This window comes from Pseudomonas sp. JL23 (genome assembly GCF_056933585.1).
In genome coordinates, this window is record NZ_CM167795.1 from 6,663,768 (window position 1) to 6,683,733 (window position 19,966).

Below are 19,966 nucleotides of genomic sequence, written 5' to 3' on the forward strand. Positions count from 1 at the left end.
TCCGAGTTCCCTCTACACGCGCTCACTTCGGCCAGTCAGGGTTGACTGGCCGAGGCGAGTAGTTCTTTCAAAATGGTTTCCGGGTCGGCGCGCTGTTGCTGGCGATAACTGCCGACGTGCTTGACGAACATCGTTGCCCGGGCCACCAGGCTCTTGCCGATGATCGGTTTGCGATTGAGTTCTTCTTTGATCCGCTGGAACTGCGCCTGAATCACCGCATCGGTGTAGCGCGTGCCGGTCGCCAGGTTGTCGATGTAGATCGCCACGGCGCCGTCGAGCGCGCTGCGACCGTTATCCAACGCCGTGCCGAACAGCTTGGCGCTGGCGGCATCCTTGGCGTCGATGGCGCTCTGCTGGCTTTTCTTCAGGTTGGTCAGGCGGATGTTGTAGTTATTGATGGTCTCGGCCACCAGGGCGGCGGACTGAATCAGGTTGCCGGCGGCTTCTTCGCGCTGGCGGGCGATCAGTGAGACGTTGCGCTTGAGCTCTTCGTTGACCAGGCCCAGTTCGGCCTGCACGCGCGGGTCGGTGTTGGCGGCGATGATGCTGTCCAGACGCTTGGTCGGGTCCTGCACATCGTCGATGGCGTCGGTCAGGGAGGCCAGGCGGCCTTCTTTCTGCCATTGCGTGAACAGGTCCGGGTAGCGTGAACGCGGCGCCGACAGCGCACCGATGGCGACACGAAAACCGGTGGTCTCGTTGCGTTGCTCGGTGCCGTCGGCGGCGAACAACGGGTATTCGCGGCGCATGCCGGTAAACAGCGTGCCCTCGCCTTCCAGGTAGTTGCCGCCTTTGGTGATAAAGCCGCCGTAGGTGCCCTGACGACGACCGGCGTGGACCAACTGGAACGACTCCTGAACCATCTCGGCGGCGTTGCCGATCACATCAAACATGCCGATGGGGTTGGGCCGTTTGGTGCCAATGGGCATCAGGCGTGCGGCCTGGCCGGTGCCGCCAGCCACTTGATTGAATACTGCCCAATCGCCCAGCGGGCCATCGCTGTCGCTGCCTTCGACCCGACGCGGAAACAGGCGCCCCTCCAGCTCCTGACGACTGACCGCATGACCGCCACGAGCAGCGAATTCCCACTCGACTTCGGTGGGCAGGCGCACGAAGCCGACGCCGCCGTCATCTTCGCTCTTGCCCTTGCCGCTGACGGGCAGCAAGTCGCGGTGGTACTTCATCAGCCAGGCGCTGTACACGGCGGAAAAGCGTTCGGCCTCGAAGTGCGACAGCTTGACCTTGGGCAAGCGCCCGGCCATGCCTGCCGGTGCTTCGCAGGCCGGGGCTGCTTCGCCGGTGGCCAAAGACTGGGCCTGAGCCATGACGGCGGCATACTGCTGCGCGGTGACTTCGTACTTGCCGATGAAGTACATCATCGGCTTGAGCGGCGTACTGGCGTCGGTCTTGGGCAGTTGCGGGCCGATCACTTTGGTCCAGTCCGAGGCCAGGTCGTTGAGAGTGAACGGGCCGTTGATGTAGTCGCGGCGATAGCCGGAAATAAACGACTGCTTGTAGCCTGGCTCGTCTTCGCTGAACGGGTAGCCGAGGCTGATTTCCCGGTCGTCGAGAGCGCCCTGAGCCAATACGTAGACGTAGCGGAAAACCATTTCGCCGTCGCAGGGCAACGGCAGGCCGACGTCGCCGGGCAAGGGCTTGGGGTTGTCCAGTTGGTCGGTGTCATCGGCATGGGCCAGCGACACCGCGCACAACGCGGCGATGACCACTGCCAGGGCGGCCCTGCGCAACTCAAACATCTCGGATTCCTTCAGCGGGTTCGATATGGGCCACGCGCCAGCCGCCGAGGGCCGCCGCCAGGGCGCTGGCCCCGAGCAGGGCAGCCAGGGCGACCAGGTAGTGGCGCAGCAGCAGTTGGCTGGCGTATTCGCCGGGCTCCTGCATGAACAACAGATTCAGGCCGCGCTCGGCCAGGCCATACAGGACGCCGCCCAGCGCCGCAGCGATCAGGCCGCTGTACAGCGCCTGGCACATGACGAAAGACAGCAACGCCCCGGTACTCAGGCCGAGCAGACGCAGCACCGACAGCTCATGACGCTTGCGCTCCACCGCCGCCAGGGCACCGGCAGCAATGGCAGCGAAGGCGCCGAGCACGGCCAGCCCGGCGATGACCCAGAAGACAATATTCAGGTTGCGACTCAGGGACTGCACCTGGGCAATGGCGGCGGCCTGGGTCGAGACCAGCAGGTCGCTGTCGGCGAAATAACGGCGCAGCGGTTCGACGTCGTTCAAGGTCTGGGCATACAGACGGAACGCCGGGTAAACCCGCTGCTCACCGGCCCGCGCGCGGTCTCCGGCCCAACCCAAAGCAGGCACGGCGCGGCCGTCGCGGTAATCTTCGGCGGCTTCCAGTAAAGCCAGTGGCGCAAACAGCGCATCACGGGGGAAGGCTTGCAGAGGCAACACGCCGGACACCTGCACTCGCGTGTGCTGAGCCTCGGCCTGTCCGGCGATTTGCCGGGTGAACGCGGCGTCGAGCCAGTCGCCGGGCGTGACGCCGAGCTTATGGGCGGCGGTCTGGCTGAGGATGATCTGGTCGAGGCCGGCAGGCACGGTCATGGCGCCGAGCAGCGGGTCCTGAATGGCGGTAGGGATCATTTCCACGTTGACCCGCGCAGCCTGTTGCTGCGCCTCTTGCGGCGCCTGCACCGACAGGTCGGCGGTCGCGGCAATCTGCCGGGTGCGCGGGATGGCAAACGCCACATCGGGGCGTTGGGCCAGTTCGTTGATAAAGGCGGCATTGAAGCGGCCACCGCCGAGCGGGATGATTTCCCGCACCAGCGGGTCGCGCTCCAGACGTTCGGTCAGGCTGCTGACCAGGCCGAACTTGAGGCCGAACAGCACCAACAGCGGCGCGATCACCGCCACCAAGGCCAGCACGGCGCAGGCCGACAGCCGTGCATCAGCGCGGTAGTCCTGCCAGGCCAGGCTCATGACCAATCCGAAGCGCATCAGAGCACCTCGCCCAGGGTGGCCGTGACGCCGCCATCGGAATCGCGCTCGCAGGCGATGCTCAAAATCGCCAGACCGGCACTGCGCGCCAGGCGCTCGTCATGGGTGGCGATCAGGCAGCCGACATTGCGTTCCCGTGCCCGGCTGAGCAACAGTTGCATGACACGGTTAGCGTTGATCGGGTCGAGGGCGGCGGTGGGTTCATCAGCCAGCAGCAACTGCGGGCGATGAGCCAAAGCCCGTGCACAACTGACCCGCTGGCGTTGGCCGACTGACAGGGCATGGGGTTTCTTGTTCAACTGTTCGCCGATCTCCAGTTGCTCGGCCAGGCGCTCGACGCTGCCGTCATTGCTCAGCCCCAGCAACTTGCGCGGCAGAGCGATGTTGTCGCGCACACTGAGAAAACCCAGCAGGCCGCCGGTCTGTAGCACGTAGCCCAGATGCTTGCTGCGCAGGCTGGCCAGGCGGTCCTGTTCGTTGTCGCGCCACAATCCGGCGATATCCACGGCGCCCTGGGACGGGAAGAAGTCAAAACGCTGGGCCTGATCCGGTCTGGATACCAGCGCCAACATATCCAGCAAGGTGCTCTTGCCACAGCCGCTGGCACCGACCAGAGCAACCTGTTGCCCGGCCGCCAGTTCCAGGCGCGGGATCACCAGGCTGTAGCGTTGCAGCCCTTCGCCACGGCTTTTGCGCACATCACGAAGGCTGATCATGGCAGGGTCGACAACGGTACGCGGTACAAGGCATCACCCGGCTCGGCATCGCCGAAACGGACCCAATTGGCCAGATCGTTGTGGAAGGTTTCGTAGAGGCGGATTTTCGATTCCAGCTCGTCGATAAAGTCTTCCTGTTCGGCGACGCTGAGGGAAAGCCACAGGTCCTGGGTCATGTTCAGCGACTTGCTGCGATACGGCAGGCCCTCCAGATACTCACCGAGGATGCCGCCCTGGGCCAGGTTGGCGCCCTTGCGCAAGGCCGACGGGTCGCGGCTCATGTAGGCACTGGCGCTGGCGATTTCCTGGAAGAAATCCTTGGGCGAGGTCTGGGTCTTGCGCGCCGCGTCGACGATCAGCTTGAGCGACTGTTGCAGGTCGTTGAGTTGCAACTTGGTCAGCATCACGCAGACCTGGAACGCCGGCAGCGCCGGGTTGGTCAGGTCGCGATCCGCCGTCCAGGCACTGACCAGTTGCGGCGCCTGGCTGGCCGATTTATGGCCGAGGAAATCCATATGCATCGCATAGCCAACCGCCGCCGATTTGTCGGCCAGGGTCGGCGCCGCTCCGAGCAACGGCGCCGGATGGTACGGACGGTTGCGCACGTCATGGACCATATCGGCGAACACCGAACCGATCTCGCTGACACGTTCGCCGAACTTGCCGACATCGCCACCGGGGATCGGAATGTACAGGTCGCCGATCTGCGGGTTGGCGTCGGCGGTCAGGGTGCGGTACTGCTGCTCGGCGAAGCTGTGGGTTTTTTTGCCGGCATCGGTGCGCAGGTGCAGGGCGAAGATCTTGATCTGCTTGCCCAGCGCCGCCTGGCGCACTTCGGCTTCGTTCATCTGGGTGCTGCTGTCGGGGTCGTTCTTGCGCAGGGAACCGGCGTCGCTGACCAACAGGATCAGGCGCCCGCCGTAGCCGGACCAGTCCATGCCATTGACCGCCTGCATGACCCCGGCGAACGAATCTTCGTTGAACGACTGGCTCGACACGTTGGTGGCCTTGACCTGATCCATCAGGGCGCTGAAACGCGCTGGATCGCGGCCTTGATCCAGAGTGATCAGGGTTTTGCTCAGGTACTCCAGGCCCGGCGTGCGCGTGACGCTGTTGCGAAAGCCGACCAGACCGAAGCTGACGCTGTCCAGGTCGCCGCGCTGGGCGATTTTGGCTTGCAACTCATGAACCACATCACGCACCTGATCGATATAGGGCTGCATCGATTTCGAGGTGTCCACCACCAGCACGATGCCGGTACGGAAGGCGTCGCTGGCGAACTGTTTGGTCTTGCGATCTTCGGTCTGGCCGGGCGTGGCGCCCGGATCGATGGAGGCGATATTGAGCAACTGCACCGGCTGGCCGTTCTGATCGAAGCTTTCGCGGGAATCGAAAATCGGCAGCAGGTAGAACTTGTCTTGCGGCACGGCGCTGGCGGCGGGCTCAAGGGCCAGCACCTGACTGTCGTCCTGAGGGTTTTTCTGCGCCGCCAGCAGCAGATTTTTCGCCGAGGCCGGATTGGCCAGCAGCTTGTCCAGCTCGCTGGCCTGACGCACGAACATCACGGGCGAGCGCCCGGAGCGTTCAGTGAATTTCAGCACCAGGCTCTGCTTCCAGTCGCTGACCTGATCCTCGGCCAGCCAGCCGGAGCTACGCCCGTCAGTGGCAGCACCGAGGCGCAGCCACGACTTGCCGTCGAAATTCTTGCGCTCGTAGACATAGAGCACGGTAAAGGCGGGCAGGGATTTATCCCCCGGACCACCCGGCACACTGGCGAAACGCGCGCCAGGCTTGCTCAGCACGCGCTGGAACAGGGTTTTCTTGCCGGGCATCAGCAGCGGGCGCGAGTCGCTGCTCTTCTGCTCGACGGCGCCCGTGGGCTTGCCGACCTGTGGATGGAGCTGCGCGGCGGCCGTCATCTGCGTAACCAGGTTTGGCGTTGGCCCGGTGGGCTGACTCGGCTGGCTCGATGGCTGGCCGGGCTGGCTCGGGGTGGTGTTGGTCGGCGTAGTCGTTGGCGTGCCGGTTTGTGTACTGGGCACAGTAGAGGCCGTCGCAACGGGGGTCGTCGGCGTCGGCTTGACCTTCTCTTCCGGCGTCGGGCCGCTCACCCACCAGTAACCGCCAACACCCACGCCGATCGCCGCAGCAATTGCCACCGCGAGCAAGGCCATGACCGGGCCACGGCGTTGCCCGGAGGTTTGCGCCTTATCCAGTACCGGCGTGGGCCGCGGGCGCGCCGGTTCGGCAACAGGCGCGGGAATGCTGATCGATTCGGGCTTCATGCCCGCCAGATCGAACTCCAAAGGCTTGGCCGGTGCCGCAGGCATGACCACCGTGCCGTCGTAGGCCTCGGACGGCAGCTTGTCGAGGGCGGCGAGCAAGGCTGCGGCATCCGGGAAGCGTTCGTTGGGGTCCTTGGCCAGCAGTTTGCGCAGGATGTCCTGATAGCGACCGTGATGGATCGGCAGCTCCGGCAGCGGCTGGGTCAGGTGGGCCAGGGCTGTGGACAGCGCATCGGTGCCGCTATAGGGCAGCTCGCCGACGAGGATTTCATAAAGCACCACGCCCAGGGCATAGAGATCGGCGCGACCGTCGATGTCCTGGCCACGGGCCTGTTCCGGGCTCATGTAGCTGGGCGTACCGACGGCAAAACCGGCCTGGGTGAACTGGGTGCGGTCGTCCAGAGACTTGGCGATGCCGAAGTCCGACAGCACTGCGGTGCCATCGGCGCGGAACAGGATGTTGGCCGGTTTTACATCGCGGTGTACCAACCCTTGAGCGTGGGCGTAGCCCAGGGCCGAGGCGATATGGCGAATGTAAGTCAGGCCCTGCTCGGCACTCAGGCCCGCCGCGATGCGTTCCTTGAGGGTGCCGTTGGGCAGGTATTCCATGGCCATGTAGTACAACTGGCCGACATTGCCGATGTCGTGGATGGTCACGGTATGCGGGTGAGACAAGCGCGCCAGGGTGCGGCCTTCGCGCAGGAAGCGCTCGCAAAAACTCGGGTCGGCCGCCAGCGCAGCCGCCATGACCTTGAGCGCCACTTTGCGTTCGAGAGAACGCTGGGTCGCCAGGTACACGGTGGCCATGGCGCCTTCGCCAATCTCACCTTCAATGTCGTATCCAGGAATCACAATGTCCATTCAGGGCTCTTCAACTGGCTTTGACGACGATGGCCGTAATGTTGTCGGGGGCGCCGCGGGTCAGGCCCAGGTGCACCAGGCTGCGCACCACCGTGTAAGGGTCGGCATGACACAGCACATCGCGAATTTCACGATCTTCGGCGGTCTTGTTCAGACCATCGCTGCATAACAGGTAGCTGTCGCCGGGCAGGATCTGCAGCGCGGCAATGGACAGCTGCAATTGGTCTTCGACGCCAATGGCGCGGGTCACGATGTTGGCGCGTGGATGCACACGGGCTTGGGCCTCGCTGAGCAGGCCGCTGTCCTGCAGGTCCTGGACGTAGCTGTGATCCCGGGAAATGCTGTCCAGCACACCGTCGCGCAGGCGATACAGGCGGCTGTCCCCGGCCCACAGGCAGATGCCCTGGTCTTCGCGCACCGCCAGCAGAACCACGGTGCTGCCCATCAGGCTGACCCCGCGATAGCGGGTCTCGTCGCGCACCGCCGTGTTGACCTCTTCAAGACGGCTGCGCAAGGCACTGACGTAGATATCCAGAGTCGAGCCAGGCGTTATGCCGCGCAGGGTGTCGACGATCAGACTGCTGACATAATCCCCCGCCGCATGCCCACCCATGCCATCGGCCACGACCCACAGGCCGTCGCGAGGCAGTTCCAGGCAAGCATCTTCGTTGATCTGCCGGACCATGCCGACATGGCTGTAGCTGGCGGAGCGATAGGCAATGGCGACCATTTAGCTCGACGCCTCCTGACCCAGCAGAAAGCTGCCGAACGCACTGGCGGCAGGCAACCCGGCGCAGCGCATCAGACCCGGCTCGATGGCTTCGGACCCCTTGCCCCACCACAGGCTGACACCTTCACAGGCCAGGGCGGCCAGTGCGGCGTGACGCGCCTCTGGGGTGGTGACAGGAATGCGCTGCAAACCGGCGAATTGAGCGACTGGAGTGGACGCCGCGACAGACAAATCGGTCAAATTTTGTACAGCCTGCTCAAACGTCTCGAAAACGCTTCCCGGTTCAAGACTGGCCAGCAGCAACGCCTCGACCTGTTCAAACCAGTCATCCGCAGCACCGGCCACGTCGCTGATGGCCTGATCAGGCGCCAGCAGGCGCGCAACGGTGAGCGGAAAGTAGCGCCCGACCCGGTCGATGCTTGGCATCAGTACGCCGGTGACCGCGTCCGGCCCACAAACACCGGGGGCCAGGGCGAAGCGCCACAGCGGGCTGATCAGATAGGCATCAAGCCAGGCGCCGCCGAGTTGCTGCTGACTGGCGTGCACGCCCGCCGCCAGCCAGGCATCCCAGGGCTGAATAAAACTCTGCGGCAGGCCACGGCTGACGAAGTCGCCACGGCTGGCCAATTTGCCGTAGAAACCGGGCGTCGTCATAGCCGCTCCGGCAAGCTGAAGCCACGCAGCACGCGGCTCTTGAAGGGGTTGAAGGCGCTGTTGGCGCGCAACTCGTAGGAAATGCTCGCGCTGTCGACGCGCAGACGCAGGTTGAACAGGTCAGGGCCATTGCCCGCCACCAACTCCGACTGATCGAGCAGGCGGAACCACGCCCACGGACCGTCCAGCGTGATGCCGGAGCGACCGTTGGCCAGTGGCGGTGTGATCGACATGCGCACCACACCAATGCTGCCGGGGTTAGGCCATTGCATGGCCACGGCGCGGCTCGGGCCGTGGTCATAGCTGATTTGCTGGCCGTCGAGTTCAAGCAGGAACTGGGTCACCGAAGCGTCCATGGCCACCGGCTTGAGTTCGAAACGGACCAAAGGCTGCGGGCTGCCAGGACGGAAAAAAGCATCACGAATTGCCGCCGCACGTTGGAAGGTCTGCAACACGCCAGCGTTGATCCCCAGCTTCTGCGCCGCGCCCGACTGCCAGCGCCAGGTGGCGGCAGTGGTATCGACGTAGGGTTGCAGGTACTTGTTGAAGTAGCTGTCCATCACCCCGCCAACGCTGAAAAAGCGGGCGAAGTCATCGAGGGTGGCGTCCCGATTGCTGCCCGGTGTCAGCGGATAACGGCCGCTGAGAGACTGGCGATAGACATTGACCACATCAGTGGTCCAGGCCGCGCTCAATTGATTGCGCACCCCACCCATCATCGTGCCGGTGGTGGAATTGACCACCGACTTGACCAGGCCTTTCACGACCGCTGGCTGGCGATCAGCATTGGTGCTGACCCGCTGCGCAGTGGCGCTGACCTGATTCTTCGCCTCACCGAGCAAGGCATCGCCGCTGGCACCGACCATGGCGCTGACCTGCACATACAGAGCGTTCATGTCTGCCAGCAAACCATCGATGGCCGCCGGTTCGCCTTCGCCCTTGTTTACCAAGGCATTGAGTTCGGCGAAGTGCGCGGTGACCGGATCATCGCTGACCACGGGGGCGCTGTTATTGCTCGTCTGCTCCTGACCGAGCAGCGAGCCCAGACGTTGCTTGAGCTGATCGACGCCGCCATCGACCTTGGCGCCCTGAGCCGCGAGAAGTTTGTCTTCCTGTTGCAGATCGGTTTCCTTGGCTACTGCGGCCAGCAGTTTTTTCAGCGGCGAAGTCGGCCCGGAAATCAGCCGCAACACATCGGCCGCCTGGGCCACGCTGGTGATCGGCACGAAGTCGATATCGGCGAGCAAGGCATCCCACTGGCGCAGGTAATCCTGGAAATACAGGCGCCGCACATCGGCGGCGAGGCTGACTACATTCTGCTGCTCGGCCTGATCGCGCCCCAGTACCCATTGCTCTTCGGCCAGGGTCCCGGCCTGGCTCAGGCTGGTGGCGAGGAAGGCCTGGCGATAACCCTTGGCGGTGAAGAAACCACTGAGCGGATCGCCCAACGGCTTGCCGCTCTTGCGTGTGAATACCAAGGCGGCATCACGCCCGGCCGCTTCGCTCAGGCGAAAATCGCTGACGCCTTCCGGCAGCTTTTGCCGTTTGACCCGATCATAGACCCGTTGCGCTACCGGCAATTGCTGCAACTGGCGGCGCAGGTCGTCGATCAGACGCGGATCCAGCCGCGCATTGGGCGGCTGTTTGTCGAACAGCGCCTGCAAGTGCGCAGTCAGGGCCTGACGCTGATCGGGCGGCAGGTCGCGCGGCAGGGTCTGATCCCAGTCGAGGGTGATCCAGGCCTTGATGAAGTCGGCGTCGTAATGCTCGCTGTCGGCCAGCATCAGGTAGGCCTTCAGGCCCTCGTAGAGATAGTCGGAACTGCCGCCGCTGTGCAGTTGCTCTTCGATACGCGTCAGCAGGCGCGGGGCAAAGACGGCAATCAGCAGCTTGCGGTAGACGCTGGCCGACTCGGCTTGAAGCATGTCGCCCTGATACAGCCCCAGGCCTTGCGACCAGCTCGGCGGGTCGCCGGCCAACTGGCGTACCGCGTTGAGCAGCGGCAATACCGCCACTACGTCGCGCATGGCCGGGCTGAGGTTCTGCACGTTCTGCGCAAGTGGCGCAACTTTGTGATCGACCTGAGCGATATACGCCTCGTTGGCCCGATAGCTGACCAGCCACAGAGTGCCGACCACCAGTACCAGGGCAACGGTCGCCGCCAGTACGCCACGGGCAATCCACTTGCGCCGCCGCTCGACCTTGGGATCAACCCCCATCAACCCTTGCTCGGCAAAAGCCACGGCAGTGAACAGTTTCTCGATGAAGTAGCTGCGACCGGTGCCGCTCTGCCGCGCCAGGTGCTGGCGGTCCAGGCTCATGCTCTGGGCCATGGCGCCGATCAGGCGGTCGATGGGGCTGCCTTCCTGAGTACCGCTGGTGAAGTAGACGCCGCGCAACAGCGTGCGTTCTTCATAGGCATTGGGCTTGAATACGCCGTCGAGAAAGCTTTGCAGCGAAGCTCTCAGGGCGCCGAACTGTTGCGGGAAGCCGTAGATCAGGTCGCGACGGGCCGGGTCGCGCTCCTGTTGCAGGCGCTCCACCAGACGCTCATTGAGGCGTTGCTCGAGGGCGTCGAATTCACGCATGAAATCTGCCAGAGGTCCTGCGGCGCTTTTGTCGTCGTCCAGGGCAAAGGTCATGCCCCAGACCTGGGCGCGTTCCTCTTTGCTCAGAGCGTCGTAGAACTCCATGAAGCCCGGCACCAGATCGAGCTTGGTCAGCATCACGTAGATCGGGAAGCGTACGCCCAACTGGGTGTGCAGTTCCTGAATGCGCGCGCGGATCGCAGCGGCGTGAGCAGCGCGTTCGGCATCAGTGCCCAGCAGCAAGTCCGACAGGCTGATGGCGATAAAGGCGCCATCGATAGGCCGACGTGCCCGCTGGGTTTTCAGCAGATCGAGAAAGCCCAGCCACGCGGCCTTGTCGACCTGGGCGTGGCTGTCCTGGGTGGTGTAGCGCCCGGCGGTGTCGAGCAGCACGGCTTCGTCGGTGAACCACCAGTCGCAGTTACGCGTACCGCCCACGCCACGAATCGCCCCGGCGCCCATTTGCGCGGCCAGAGGAAAGTGCAGGCCGGAATTGACCAGTGCCGTGGTTTTGCCCGAACCCGGCGGGCCGATGATCACGTACCACGGCAACTCGTACAGATTACGTTTGGTGTCGCCACCCAGACGCGCCTTTTTCAACAGCGCCAGGGCTTCGTCCATGCGCTGGCGCAGGGTTGCCAGCTCTTCGGCGGTGGCGACGCTGGCAGGGTCCGGTGCGGTTTCGGCAGCCAGCCCTTCGAGGACTTTATTGGCATGGCGACGCGCCTGGATCAGCCGGAATACCCGGTAGCCGATCCAGATCGCGAACAACAGGATAATCAGCGCCCAGCGCCGCCCTTCCGGCACCAGCGCGCTCAGCAGCGGGCCGAGGAACCAGATGATCAGGCTCAGGGCAATCAGGCCCAGTACGGGGATGACCCAGCGAATGACAAAACCGAAAAACGCCTTCACTCGACCCCCTCCGCCAATACAGTGATTTCAACCCGACGATTCTTCGCCCGGCCCTCGGCCGTCGCGTTGGACGCCAGCGGCTCGGTGTCGCTGCGCCCTTCAGCCGTGAAGCGCTGGGGCTGGCCGGTTTTCGCCGCCAGAATTTGCAGAACCTGTTCGGCACGGGCCTGGGACAGCGCCCAGTTGGACGGGAAGCGAATTGTGGCAATGGGGCGGTTGTCGCTATGGCCGGTGACCCGCACCGAGCCCTTGACCTTGCGGATGGCGTCGGCGATGCGCAGCATTAATGGCTGGAAGTCATCGACGATGTTGGCGCTGCCGGAGGAGAACAGCTCGTCACCGCGAATGGTCACGATGGAGCGGTCCACGGCGTCTTCCACCGCGACCTTGTTGGCTTTGATGTCTTCGGCAAGGAAACCGGCCAGACGCGGCCGCTCGACAACCTTGGGCTGGATGGCCGGACGGTCGATGGTCTGCACCGGGATTTCGCCCAGGGCATGGATATTCTTGAACACCGGCTCAGCATCGGCCGCCAGCAGCATGCGCAGGCCGACCAACAGCATCAGTAACAGGGCCAGACCAATCGCCAGGCCGACCCAGGGCGGCATGAATTGGGTCAGGCGGTCACGGGCCAGGGTCAGGCCGCGCCAGTGCGGCGACAGCTCGCGCTCGTGTTCACCACGGGCGCTGCGAATCGCCGCAGCGGTGCGCTCACGCAGGGCTTCCAGATGACTGCGGCCATCGTTCATGACCCGGTAACGGCCCTCGAAACCCAGGCAGATGCACAGGTACAACAGCTCCATCAGATACAGGCGCTCGCGCGGGCTTTGCAGGCAGTGCTCGAGCAACTGAAAGACTTTCTCGCCGCCCCATGACTCGTTGTGCACGGTGATCAGCAGGCTCTGTTTGCCCCACTCGCTGGCACTGCCCCATGGCGTACTCAGCACGGCTTCATCGAGGGCGGTGCAGAGAACGTAACGCGCCAGCAACACATCGTTACGCACAATGCCTGCCGCTTCGGCGCGTTCTTCGAACTGGCGCAGGTAGGCCAGCAGCTGCGCGCGCAGGCTGGCCGGCGCCGGGTGGGCGATGGTGTTGCGCAGGCGCGTGAGCAAGGCCAGCAAAGGCCCGGCAGCGTTTTCCAGAGGGTTGAGACCCTGGCCCTGGCCGGTCGCCAGAGGCGCGACGGCCACCGTCGGCGGCGCCTGTTCCGGGCGTTCGCCAGCAGGCTGCGGCCCACGACCACCAGGTCGCGGCATGAATTGGGTGCGGTCGCCGCCAGAGGCAAACGGGTTCGACGGATCGTCGTTGGGACTCATCGCGGCTTATCCTCGAATCGCCCAGAAGGCCATGTTCAACCCCGGGAATTCACCCGCGACGTGGAAGGCAAAACCGCCAGACTTCTGCAGGTTCTGCCATTGCTCGCTACCGCGATCCAGCTCGAAGTAGGTGGACCCGGCATGAAACGGAATCTGCCGTGGCGCCACCGGCAACGGTATGAGACCGATGCCCGGCAGTTGCAGGTTGACCATGTCGCGGATGTGCTCGACCGAGCCGACTTTGCTCTGCTGGCCGAAGCGCCCGCGCAGGGTTTCGCCGGGCATGTCGGCGCGCACCACAAGGATGAAACTGGCGCTCTCCAGCAGGCTGCGGTCGGCGAGCATGCCGACGCGGATATTGAAGGCCTTCTCCACCAACGGGATCGGCGTCGCCTTGCTATCGATCACCATCGCCAAGGCTTCGCGCAGCGCCTGCATCACCGGGGTGAAGCTGACGATCAGGTCGTCGTGCTGGTAACGTGGAAACTCCAGCGGGCGGCGCCCGTCGCGAGAGAAGGTGGCGAACTCACCGGCCAGGCTGACCAGCTCGCTGTAGAAGCGCTCCGGATGCAGTGGCGTGAGCTGATTCAAGTGACTGATCAGCGGCTGCGCGCGGTTGACCAGTTGCAGCAGCATGAAGTCGGCAATTTCCGAAGCGCCACCCGCTCCCGATGCAACTACGCGTCCGGCCAGGGCTTCGCCGCGTTGATGCAGCAAGCCCAGCAGCTCGCTGCGAAAGGCCGTCAGGCTCTGGCTGGCGCTGACATCCAGCAACGGCGGGATATAGCGATCATCGAGGATCAGTGCGCGGTCGGCGCGCTTTTCCTTGATCCGCACCACGCCGACGCTGGCGTAATCGCTGAGGCCGTCCTGCGCGGTCAGCAGGCGCAAGGCCCGCGCGCCAATGGCAACCGGCGCGCGGTTTTCAAACGGCGCGTTGTCGTCACGGACTTCGCGGACCTGGCTGACGTAGCGCGCGGCGCCAAATTCTTCGCCTTCATCGACCGTATCCCGTGCCCCGGCCCGCTTGAGCGGCAGAGCCAGATAGACCAGGCCATCGCGCAGGCTGTCGTCGATGCTCAACGGGCTGGGCGCCAGATCGTCCTGAGGGATGTTGAACGGTGTGCCGTCCGGCAGCAGGCCCCGCGCCGATACGATCGCCAGCTTGCCCTGGGCCAGCAGGCCCTGATCCAGCGACAACTCGGAAAAACCCCAGGCCCCCGCCGACAGCGGACGGCTGCGTGCGTCGATGAGGTTTTCCAGATAACGGTCGTGCTGCTGGAAGTGCTGCGTTCCGATGAACATGCCTTCCGACCAGACCACGCGATTGTTCCAGGACATGACTTCTCCGTGTGCCTATTGGGCGGGGGTTGGGGTGCTTTGCAGGGCGCGCACATCAAGGCTGATCGTGTATTCGGTGCTCTGGCGCGGCAACACGCTGATGACCGTGCGCCAGCGCGCCTGATCGATCTCGCGATAGCTCACCACCAGCCCCAGTTGCCGCGTCGCCGCAGTCAGGGTGCGGCGGATATCCAGACTCTGGCCGGGGCGTACCAGCACTTCGTCCTGATCGAGCAGGTCAACGCCGAGAGTCGCCTGGGCGCGATCAGCCAACGCGAAGTAGTCAGCGCGGGTGAAAGTGGCGCTGTTCTTGAGTTCATACAGACGCACCCGAACTGGCGCGGCCTGACCGTCAGCGCCAGGGTTGAGCCCGGCCACCGCCTGGAAATGCAGGGTAATGGTGGCGCTATCCGGCTCTGCGGGCGGCAGCACTTGTGCAGCAGGCTTGTCCTTGCCACAGGCGCTCAGCAGCACGGCCAGCAGCGCTGAAAAGAAAAAACGTTGAATCATCCTGAGCCTCAATGGCATGTCGAAACGGTCCTGGGGGGTCAAGTGCGGCGCAGCCGGGCACTGTGTTCTTCGTAGGCACGGCTGAATTCACGACCGAACAGGTCCTGGAAATCGTCCTCGGCCTCACTGGAAATCTGCGAATACAACGCGGTGAATTGCTGCCAGTACTGGGCCTGACGCGAGCCACCGAACAGGTTGGATAGGCCGCCAGGCTTGCCCATGCGCGTCTCCAGCGCCGCAGGTTCGAAGCGCTTGAGCAGGTGTTTGATGGCCGCCTCGACCCCGGCCATCACCGCCAATTGGTGGGCGCGCAAGTCGTCGAAGCTGTCCTTGATCGCCAGGTCCGGGGCCATGAACGCCTGATTGCTGTGGCGCAGCAGCAACAGCAGCGCCTCGTCGGCATTGGGGGCGAACTTCAGCGGGTTGTTTTCCACGGGACGGATCAAGGTCTGCTGCATGCGGAACTCGCCCTTGAGGCTGCTGCGGGCACGCAGGACGTCGATCAGCCCCTCGACCATCAGCCGGTAACTGCGGCCGATGGCTTCCATCTGCGCTTGGGCCTGGGCGTGATCGATGCGCAACTGATCGAGCCCGGCGCCGCGCAGGAAGGCTTGCAGCAACTCAGGGCGCAAGGCTTCAGCAGGTTGTGCAGCGGGCGGTACAGGCGGCGCAGCAATCGGTGGTTCAGGGGGCGTCACAACTGGCGGAGCAGGCGGTGTTGCAGGCGGGAAAACCACCTGCTCGACGCTCGGCGGCGCCATTACCACTGGCTCCGCGGGCGCAACTGGCTTGGACAGATCAACCGATGGCGCGGGCAGGTCGGACAGCAGGTCCCAGTCATCCGGAATCAACAGCGGTGCAACCGGTGGCGTAGAGGCCGGAGGGGCAACTACGGGCGGCGCAGGAATGAATGGCGCGGGGGGGCGAAAATCATGCTGCTCGGCGGGCACATGATCTGGCTGGGTCGGCGGCGGTACGGCGGCCGGGGTCAGAAAATCGAACAGATCAGGCATCGTCGCATTGGCCGATCCGCCCTGAAAATTCGCGGTCTGCGCAACAACCGGCGGCGCCACGATTGGCGTGCTGGCGCGGCCCATCAGCGCCTCAAAACTGTTGGCATTATCGGCACCGGGAAGTGCGGAATCGGGCACTTGCAGATTGAAGTCGATACGTGCCTGGATTTCATATTCGCCAATACGGATAACTTCCCCGTCCTGCAAGGGTTCGCTGTTACCGCGACGCAGGCGAATACCGGCATGTAATAGCTCAACGCCATTAGTGCTGGTGTCGGTCAGATAGTAACGGCCATCTTTATACTGGATGACGCAATGTTTAGCGGAAACTAAGCGCTCAGGGTCGGGCAATACCCAGTCATTTTCTTGACTGCGGCCAATTGCCATCACGCCGCTATCCATTGATTTCTCTGGACATTGCCCGGGCGTGATCTTGTGATAACTAGTGATAGTCAAACACAGCGCCATTGCGCCTCCTTGCTTACATTGCGCGTGGTCTACAGGGCAGAAATGCCGCGCTGTCCAGACCTGGCGCCCGTTTGCATAAACGCCACTTAAACAGATGGTTTTCCCAGCCAACTGGCTGAAAATGCGCGGATTTAACCACACTTATGTGAATTTAATACCGTCGCTGACCGGTTGGTCGCGCAACCTGTTAGCTGCGTCACAACTGTTACGGGGGCCGAGAGCTTACCTTGACAAGGCTCAACGCCTAAACCAAAAATGCCTGACCCTTTTATATTCGTGATGCCACACTGACATCAATTAAAAATATTGGTTCAACACCGATAATAATTTCCTATGTGAACTTTAACCGGTATTAACTGACCAACCCGCAGGCTGATAAGGAGATCTGAGTTGGTGGACGTGTCGTTGTTGCTCGCCCCTGTTTCCGGGAATTTGCCGTGCGGCGAAGACCTGGAATATGACGCGGATTTCTTGCAGTTGGAACGCGACGCCCAAGGTAAACCGGAACGCTCCATGGGCGATTCGGTACAGGCGGCCGAGCCACCGCAATGGCGCGTGATAGAGCAGTCCAGCAGTGCCCTCCTGCAACGCAGCAAAGACCTGCGCATTACCCATTTCCTGTTGCAAAGCGCCCTGGCTCAGGACGGTTTCGCCGGCCTTGCCAGCAGCCTGACCCTGATCCGCGAACTGCTCGCCAGTTATTGGGCCGACCTCTACCCTCTGCTCGACGCCGATGACGACAACGACCCCACCGTGCGAGTCAACGCGCTCGTCGGCCTGGCCTGCGATACCAATGTGCGCCTGCTGCGCGAAAGCATCCTGACCCGCTCAAGGGCGTTCGGTCCGGTCAGCCTGCGCGCAGCGCTCAATGCCAGCGGCATGCAGAGTTTCAGCGATGAATCCCTGGGCGCCGACACCCTGCGCGCAGCCCTGCAGGACAGCGATGCCGAGCACCTCGCCGCAGTCCGCGCGGCCATTGGCGAAGCCCGGGAATCGGCCGAAGCCATCGAGCGCTTCGTTAACGAGCAGGTCGGATCGGCCCAGGGCGTCGATCTCACCGCATTGAAACAGCCTCTGCGCCAAGCTCTGCAAATCCTCGGCGAGTATGCCCCCGGCAGCGAGACGGCCGTCACAGAATCCAGCGAAATCGGGGGTGCGGCAGAACTTTCCGGCACCGCCGAGGCTCCCAAGCCAGCCCGTAGCTCCGGACCTGTTGTGTCTGGAGAAATCAGCAACCGCGATGACGTCACGCAAAGCCTCGACCGCCTGCTGGCGTATTACGCCCGCCATGAGCCCTCCAGCCCGCTTCCGGTGCTGTTGAATCGGGCCCGGCAACTGGTCCAGGCGGACTTTGCCACCATCGTGCGCAACCTGATTCCCGACGGCATGTCGCAATTCGAAAACTTGCGCGGTCCTGACGCTGACTGACCCGCAAGGCGGGCTCAGGCAAGGATCACGCACATCGTTACCGGCAACGACCGATGACGCCAATACCGTCGCAAGCAGCGACCAGGAGGAGCAACGTGGCGAACAGCAGTTCTCAGAAATTCATCGCGCGCAACCGTGCGCCACGGGTCCAGATCGAGTACGACGTGGAGCTGTACGGTGCCGAGAAAAAGGTCCAGTTGCCCTTCGTCATGGGCGTTCTGGCCGATCTGGCCGGCAAGCCTGCCGAGCCGCTGCCCGCCGTGGCTGACCGCAAGTTCCTGGAAGTGGACGTCGACAACTTCGACTCGCGCCTCAAGGCCATGAAGCCGCGCGTAGCGTTCAACGTGCCCAACGAGCTGACCGGCGAAGGCAACCTGAGCCTGGATATCACCTTCGAAAGCATGGACGACTTCAGCCCTGCCGCCGTGGCGCGCAAGGTCGATTCGCTGAACCAGTTGCTCGAAGCCCGTACCCAGCTGGCCAACCTGCTGACCTACATGGACGGCAAGACTGGCGCCGAAGAAATCATCATGAAGGCGATCAAGGACCCCGCGTTGCTGCAAGCCCTGGCGAGCGCGCCAAAGCCTAAAGACGCCGAGCCGAACGCTTAAGGACAAACGATCATGACCGAGTTGCAGCGCGACAATCAGGTGCCTCTGGGCGCCACCGAACAGACCAGCGAATTCGCGTCCCTGCTGATGCAGGAGTTCAAGCCCAAGACCGAGCGTGCCCGCGAAGCGGTCGAGACCGCCGTGCGCACCCTGGCCGAACAGGCTCTGGCGCAGACCAATCTGGTCTCCAACGATGCGATCAAGTCCATCGAGTCGATCATTGCGGCCATCGACGCCAAGCTCACCGCCCAGGTCAATCAGGTGATCCATCACCCGCAGTTCCAGGAGCTGGAAAGCGCCTGGCGCGGCCTGCACTACCTGGTCAACAACACCGAAAGCGATGAGCAACTGAAGATTCGCGTGCTGAACATCTCCAAGCCGGAACTGCACAAGACCCTGAAGAAATTCAAGGGCACGGCCTGGGATCAGAGCCCGATCTTCAAGAAGATGTACGAAGAGGAATACGGCCAGTTCGGCGGCGAACCTTACGGCTGCCTGGTTGGCGATTACTACTTCGACCAGTCGCCACCGGATGTCGAGCTGCTGGGCGAGCTGTCCAAGGTCTGCGCGGCCATGCACGCGCCGTTCATTTCCGCGGCCTCACCGACGGTGATGGGTATGGGGTCGTGGCAGGAACTGTCCAACCCGCGCGACCTGACCAAGATCTTCACCACTCCGGAATACGCCGGCTGGCGCTCCCTGCGCGAGTCCGAGGATGCGCGCTACATCGGCCTGACCATGCCACGCTTCCTGGCACGCCTGCCGTACGGCGCCAAGACCGATCCGGTGGAAGCCTTCGCCTTCGAAGAAGACACCGACGGTGCCGACAGCGCCAAGTACACCTGGGCCAACGCGGCCTACGCCATGGCGGTGAACATCAACCGCTCGTTCAAACACTACGGCTGGTGCTCGCGGATTCGCGGCATCGAGTCCGGTGGTGAAGTGCAGAACCTGCCTGCCCACACCTTCCCGACTGATGACGGCGGTGTGGACATGAAGTGCCCGACCGAGATCGCCATCTCCGACCGTCGCGAAGCAGAACTGGCCAAGAACGGCTTCATGCCGCTGCTGCACAAGAAAAATACCGACTTCGCCGCGTTCATCGGCGCCCAGTCGCTGCAGAAACCTGCCGAATACGACGATCCGGACGCCACCGCCAACGCCAACCTGGCCGCGCGCCTGCCGTACCTGTTCGCCACCTGCCGCTTCGCCCACTACTTGAAGTGCATCGTGCGCGACAAGATCGGCTCCTTCAAAGAGAAGGACGAAATGCAGCGCTGGTTGCAGGACTGGATCCTCAACTACGTCGACGGCGACCCGGCCCACTCCACCGAAACCACCAAGGCCGAGCACCCGCTGGCCGCCGCCGAAGTGGTGGTCGAGGACGTGGAAGGCAACCCTGGCTACTACACCTCGAAGTTCTTCCTGCGTCCGCATTACCAGCTTGAAGGTCTGACCGTGTCGCTGCGTCTGGTTTCCAAGCTGCCTTCGGCGAAGAGCGCCTGATTTGTGGGACCGGCTTCAGCCGGGAAGAGGTCGGCACATCCAACGCAAATTTTG

14 protein-coding genes are annotated in these 19,966 nt (G+C 63.4%); 3 read left to right on the forward strand and 11 right to left on the reverse strand.

Translation table 11 applies throughout. From position 1 onward, the window contains the following. Positions 1 to 35 precede the first annotated feature (35 nt). From AC1Z24_RS30500 to tagH, 11 genes are read right to left on the reverse strand one after another with little or no spacing between them, the layout of a single operon-like run. Positions 36 to 1,757, reverse strand: a complete 1,722-nt coding sequence (locus AC1Z24_RS30500) for a formylglycine-generating enzyme family protein (protein WP_483743935.1) — start codon at positions 1,755 to 1,757, stop codon at positions 36 to 38. Then, a complete protein-coding gene (locus tag AC1Z24_RS30505) occupies positions 1,750 to 2,970 on the reverse strand; it encodes an ABC transporter permease (RefSeq protein WP_483743936.1) in 1,221 nt (406 codons plus the stop codon). Before AC1Z24_RS30505 ends, AC1Z24_RS30500 begins: the two co-directional genes overlap by 8 nt. Next, positions 2,970 to 3,686 carry an ABC transporter ATP-binding protein gene (locus AC1Z24_RS30510; RefSeq protein ID WP_483743937.1) on the reverse strand — a complete coding sequence of 239 codons (717 nt, stop codon included), beginning with the start codon at positions 3,684 to 3,686 and terminating at the stop codon, positions 2,970 to 2,972. Before AC1Z24_RS30510 ends, AC1Z24_RS30505 begins: the two co-directional genes overlap by 1 nt. After that, a complete protein-coding gene (locus AC1Z24_RS30515) occupies positions 3,683 to 6,832 on the reverse strand; it encodes a serine/threonine-protein kinase (protein WP_483743938.1) in 3,150 nt (1,049 codons plus the stop codon). The genes AC1Z24_RS30510 and AC1Z24_RS30515 overlap by 4 nt, the downstream gene beginning before the upstream one ends. A gap of 10 nt (positions 6,833 to 6,842) precedes the next feature. Beyond that, positions 6,843 to 7,562 (reverse strand): PP2C family protein-serine/threonine phosphatase, encoded by a 720-nt coding sequence (locus tag AC1Z24_RS30520; RefSeq protein ID WP_483743939.1) that lies wholly within the window; start codon positions 7,560 to 7,562, stop codon positions 6,843 to 6,845. After that, complete coding sequence (gene tagF / locus AC1Z24_RS30525; RefSeq protein WP_483743940.1) at positions 7,563 to 8,216, reverse strand: type VI secretion system-associated protein TagF; 654 nt, start codon at positions 8,214 to 8,216, stop codon at positions 7,563 to 7,565. Next, a complete protein-coding gene (gene tssM, locus AC1Z24_RS30530; RefSeq protein ID WP_483743941.1) occupies positions 8,213 to 11,716 on the reverse strand; it encodes a type VI secretion system membrane subunit TssM in 3,504 nt (1,167 codons plus the stop codon). The genes tagF and tssM overlap by 4 nt, the downstream gene beginning before the upstream one ends. Next, positions 11,713 to 13,035: a DotU family type VI secretion system protein gene (locus AC1Z24_RS30535; RefSeq protein WP_483743942.1), complete on the reverse strand. Its 1,323-nt coding sequence runs from the start codon at positions 13,033 to 13,035 to the stop codon at positions 11,713 to 11,715. Before AC1Z24_RS30535 ends, tssM begins: the two co-directional genes overlap by 4 nt. A gap of 6 nt (positions 13,036 to 13,041) precedes the next feature. Continuing rightward, positions 13,042 to 14,376, reverse strand: coding sequence for a type VI secretion system baseplate subunit TssK (gene tssK, locus AC1Z24_RS30540; RefSeq protein WP_483743943.1), 1,335 nt, complete (start codon positions 14,374 to 14,376; stop codon positions 13,042 to 13,044). A gap of 15 nt (positions 14,377 to 14,391) precedes the next feature. Then, positions 14,392 to 14,886, reverse strand: a complete 495-nt coding sequence (gene tssJ, locus AC1Z24_RS30545) for a type VI secretion system lipoprotein TssJ (RefSeq protein ID WP_483743944.1) — start codon at positions 14,884 to 14,886, stop codon at positions 14,392 to 14,394. A 38-nt stretch (positions 14,887 to 14,924) separates the two neighbouring features. Further along, a complete protein-coding gene (gene tagH, locus AC1Z24_RS30550; protein WP_483743945.1) occupies positions 14,925 to 16,367 on the reverse strand; it encodes a type VI secretion system-associated FHA domain protein TagH in 1,443 nt (480 codons plus the stop codon). Positions 16,368 to 16,760: 393 nt separating this feature from the next. Here tagH and tssA point away from each other — a divergent pair, with 393 nt between their 5' ends. From tssA to tssC, 3 genes are read left to right on the forward strand one after another with little or no spacing between them, the layout of a single operon-like run. Then, a complete protein-coding gene (tssA, locus tag AC1Z24_RS30555) occupies positions 16,761 to 17,795 on the forward strand; it encodes a type VI secretion system protein TssA (RefSeq protein ID WP_483743946.1) in 1,035 nt (344 codons plus the stop codon). Between the two features lie 53 nt (positions 17,796 to 17,848). Further along, on the forward strand, positions 17,849 to 18,406 hold the full coding sequence (gene tssB, locus AC1Z24_RS30560; RefSeq protein ID WP_259111061.1) for a type VI secretion system contractile sheath small subunit: 558 nt from the start codon (positions 17,849 to 17,851) through the stop codon (positions 18,404 to 18,406). 12 nt (positions 18,407 to 18,418) lie between these two features. After that, on the forward strand, positions 18,419 to 19,912 hold the full coding sequence (tssC, locus tag AC1Z24_RS30565) for a type VI secretion system contractile sheath large subunit (protein WP_483743947.1): 1,494 nt from the start codon (positions 18,419 to 18,421) through the stop codon (positions 19,910 to 19,912). Positions 19,913 to 19,966 lie beyond the last annotated feature (54 nt).

Coding starts and splice junctions, on each gene's coding strand:
- AC1Z24_RS30500 (WP_483743935.1), bottom strand. CDS start 1,757: ATGTTTGAGTTGCGCAGGGCCGCCCTGGCAGTGGTCATCGCCGCGTTG.
- AC1Z24_RS30505 (WP_483743936.1), bottom strand. CDS start 2,970: ATGCGCTTCGGATTGGTCATGAGCCTGGCCTGGCAGGACTACCGCGCT.
- AC1Z24_RS30510 (WP_483743937.1), bottom strand. CDS start 3,686: ATGATCAGCCTTCGTGATGTGCGCAAAAGCCGTGGCGAAGGGCTGCAA.
- AC1Z24_RS30515 (WP_483743938.1), bottom strand. CDS start 6,832: ATGGACATTGTGATTCCTGGATACGACATTGAAGGTGAGATTGGCGAA.
- AC1Z24_RS30520 (WP_483743939.1), bottom strand. CDS start 7,562: ATGGTCGCCATTGCCTATCGCTCCGCCAGCTACAGCCATGTCGGCATG.
- tagF (WP_483743940.1), bottom strand. CDS start 8,216: ATGACGACGCCCGGTTTCTACGGCAAATTGGCCAGCCGTGGCGACTTC.
- AC1Z24_RS30535 (WP_483743942.1), bottom strand. CDS start 13,035: ATGAGTCCCAACGACGATCCGTCGAACCCGTTTGCCTCTGGCGGCGAC.
- tssK (WP_483743943.1), bottom strand. CDS start 14,376: ATGTCCTGGAACAATCGCGTGGTCTGGTCGGAAGGCATGTTCATCGGA.
- tssJ (WP_483743944.1), bottom strand. CDS start 14,886: ATGATTCAACGTTTTTTCTTTTCAGCGCTGCTGGCCGTGCTGCTGAGC.
- tagH (WP_483743945.1), bottom strand. CDS start 16,367: ATGGCGCTGTGTTTGACTATCACTAGTTATCACAAGATCACGCCCGGG.
- tssB (WP_259111061.1), top strand. CDS start 17,849: ATGACGCCAATACCGTCGCAAGCAGCGACCAGGAGGAGCAACGTGGCG.
- tssC (WP_483743947.1), top strand. CDS start 18,419: ATGACCGAGTTGCAGCGCGACAATCAGGTGCCTCTGGGCGCCACCGAA.